Source organism: bacterium endosymbiont of Bathymodiolus sp. 5 South, from assembly GCF_900128535.1.
Lineage (GTDB): Bacteria > Pseudomonadota > Gammaproteobacteria > PS1 > Pseudothioglobaceae > Thiodubiliella.
In genome coordinates this window covers 1-2,895 of sequence record NZ_FQTR01000189.1, presented here as the reverse complement: position 1 = coordinate 2,895, position 2,895 = coordinate 1, and the positions used below count along the sequence as shown (strand labels likewise).

Sequence of the window (2,895 nt, the reverse complement as noted above, 5' to 3'; positions counted from 1 at the left end):
CACAAGGGTGCACCCCCACTGAGGCATAAATCTGTGGATACTGCCTCGCCAAAGAAAACACATCATCAAAGTGTTCTAAATCAATACAAACGCACAAAAATTCCTCCACCGACAAGGTCTTAGCATGCGCCAATAGGCTCTCCATACTCCCACCAAAAACCGATAAATCTACCCTGTCTAAATGACAATGTGAATCAATAATTTTCATCATTACTTGCCTCTTATTTTTAAAAAATTAGCCAATCTGTTGCCCACATTTTCTAACGCTAACCTCTCTTTCTATAGGGCAATGCACGAGAATCAAGTGCCAAAAGGCTTGGTCTTTCATTTTCTTTCGTTGGTAAAAAAATATCCGATTTATGATATTTTTCATATTCTGTGTCGCGTAGTGACGATGAAACGACCACTTGATAAGATTTATTTATACCAATAAATCCAAAATCGAACAATATATGGAAATCAGATCTTAGTAAAATACCGTTTGTAATGTGGTTTGTTTCTACCCCTTGATAAGGAACAATATGAGCTGCCTCAAGAACGGGCGGTAAATTTGTTGCTGAAATAGCACATTTTTCATTATATATTTTCAATAGCTTATTTCTAAAATTAGCCTGCCCTCGCCTATTTACAATAGATCGAATTGTGTTTTCTTTGGCGCTTCCTACATTGTTTGGATCAAACACCTCGCCCTGTATTTCATATTCTGAAATAGGGCAAACTTTAGCGCCACCCAACACCACAGATTTCCACTGTTTATCGCTTAAATTTGCACTAATAAGTATTTTCTTTGTTGAATTTCCTCCTTTGCTACTTGGATCTTCTTTTTTATTTCTCTGTGCTTTACAGATTAATTTTCTTAGAGTTTCTGCACTTGAAGATAATTTTATATCGGCAGAATTTTCTATTTCAAGTGTCCTTTCTGCCATAGAAGGCCATATTGTGAACGCTTTTCTAGAAACCAGAAACACCTTAATCGCCCCTACATTCAATTTAAAAAGCCTCAATAATATCACTTCTAATGCAAGAATGTAATCAGTGTTTCTTTCATTTACACTATTTTTAGTGCCACTCCTTGACTCCATTACAAGCCCAAAATGCTGTTCTATCGTTTGTACTGATACAGAGGCATTAAAAACTTCATTATTCTCAGAAATAACATTCATAATTTTCTTTGTTAAAACCCAAAACTCTTGAACAAATCTTTGGTCTTGTTTTCAAGTGCATCTAAACCACCTTCAATGCCAAGTTTTTGTTCAATTTTGCGGCGTAAACTGGCTTCAATTTCTTTTTTTCCTGCTTCAATGCCTTGTTCTTCTAAAGCTTGCTTTAAGTTATGTAGAATTTCTTTTGCCACTTGTTTGCCAATTTCGTTCACAGGTACGCCTGAATTACCGCCAAAATTATGTGCTGAAATGTTAGGTATTTTCAATGTGGTTTTGAGCCATTTGGTATTAACTTTAAGGCTGATATTGCGCACTTCAAGGGTTTTTATTTTAATACGCTGTTGATTGTTATCTTGGGTTTTGGCACTTGCTGATATATTATTTTCGTCTTGTTTTTCCACATTACTCAATAATTGGGTTAAATTAACTTTGTTGATATTTTGCTCCAGAGTAAACTGCAGTCCGTCTAATTCAATGATGTCAATGACAATCAAATTACTCTCAATAGTGCCTACTTTTAACAAAAAATGATCTAAGGAAAGGGCGTTTTTATTCTTAAAGTTAGGCGGATTTTGGACTTTAATAAAATCAACATTAAGGCTCTTGTCTAATAAACGAAGGTTAAGTTGGCTAATTTCAACAGGGGTTTTAAGTAATTTCTGGGCGTAACTTTGGGCATAATATTTGCCAATTGGATTGGCAAAAAAAGTAATGACTAACGCTAGAATAGCCAGCAAAGTTAAAAGTATATAGAGTATTTTTTTCATTCTGTTTTCCTTATTTTAATTAAAAATCGTTGATCTGAAACCCATGGCACGCACAGTTGATAAATTTTCGCTCTGTTGGGTAGGGCTTCTTGTTCAGCATTAACACCTTTCATTAGCAAATAATGCCCATTATCGCATAATAAATGTTGCGTTAGTTTTAAGGTTTTATATGTTTCTGCAAATGCTCTAGAAGTAATCTGACCAAAACATCTCTTAGATTCAAATACCTCAACACGCTCATTCAATACTGATAAATTTTTAAGTCCTAGTTGAGATTTTACAAATTGCATAAATCGACATTTTTTACCGACTGAATCCAGCACACTCACAGCAAGTGTTGGCTTCATAATACTGAGCACAATCCCTGGTAATCCTGCACCTGCGCCTACATCAAGTAGTGGTGATTCATCAACATAAGGCATAATAGACAAGCAGTCTAACAAATGTTTTTTAACGCCTACTTCCATGGTACGAATGGCGCTCAAATTATAAGTTTTATTCCACTTTATAATCAATTCAAGGTAACTAATTAGCAAAGTTGCTTGTGTATCGTTCAGTACAATGTTCATTTCTTTTGCACCTTGCGTGAGCAATGTTTTCATCTTTTATAAGTTTTTAGATACACCAATAAAATAGAAATAGAGGCGGGGGTAACGCCTTGAAGTCGGCTGGCTTGACCGATGGTTTCCGGACGATGGTCGCTAAGTTTTTGTATGACTTCACTTGACAGTGCCTTAATAGAATCGTAGTCCATATCGCTCGGTAAAGCGGTGTCTTCATTCCTACGATATTTTTCAATTTCTTCTAACTGGCGTTTGATATAACCCTCATATTTAATTTGATTTTCCACCACGCTAATTAAAGTTGTATCCGTTAAAAAAGGCTGTGCTGATTCAATCTGAGATAAAATTTGATAATTTACTTTTGGTCGTTTTAACAGTTCTAATAATGAATATTCGTGATTT

At 35.2% G+C, this 2,895-nt stretch carries 4 protein-coding genes and 1 pseudogene; all 5 read right to left on the bottom strand.

The window, feature by feature from the left end:
- Positions 1 to 211: TatD family hydrolase (locus BBROOKSOX_RS09840; protein WP_257607850.1), on the bottom strand; the 211-nt coding region annotated here is incomplete at its 3' end.
- A gap of 55 nt (positions 212 to 266) precedes the next feature.
- Positions 267 to 1,163: an HNH endonuclease gene (locus tag BBROOKSOX_RS09835; protein ID WP_139661517.1), complete on the bottom strand. Its 897-nt coding sequence runs from the start codon at positions 1,161 to 1,163 to the stop codon at positions 267 to 269.
- Positions 1,164 to 1,174: 11 nt separating this feature from the next.
- On the bottom strand, positions 1,175 to 1,930 hold the full coding sequence (locus BBROOKSOX_RS09830) for a hypothetical protein (RefSeq protein ID WP_139661515.1): 756 nt from the start codon (positions 1,928 to 1,930) through the stop codon (positions 1,175 to 1,177).
- Positions 1,927 to 2,532: a 16S rRNA (guanine(527)-N(7))-methyltransferase RsmG gene (rsmG, locus tag BBROOKSOX_RS09825; protein ID WP_139661513.1), complete on the bottom strand. Its 606-nt coding sequence runs from the start codon at positions 2,530 to 2,532 to the stop codon at positions 1,927 to 1,929. The genes BBROOKSOX_RS09830 and rsmG overlap by 4 nt, the downstream gene beginning before the upstream one ends.
- Positions 2,529 to 2,895 (bottom strand): annotated as a pseudogene (gene gidA / locus BBROOKSOX_RS09820) (tRNA uridine-5-carboxymethylaminomethyl(34) synthesis enzyme MnmG); the annotation flags it as partial. The pseudogene gidA and the gene rsmG, both read right to left, overlap by 4 nt.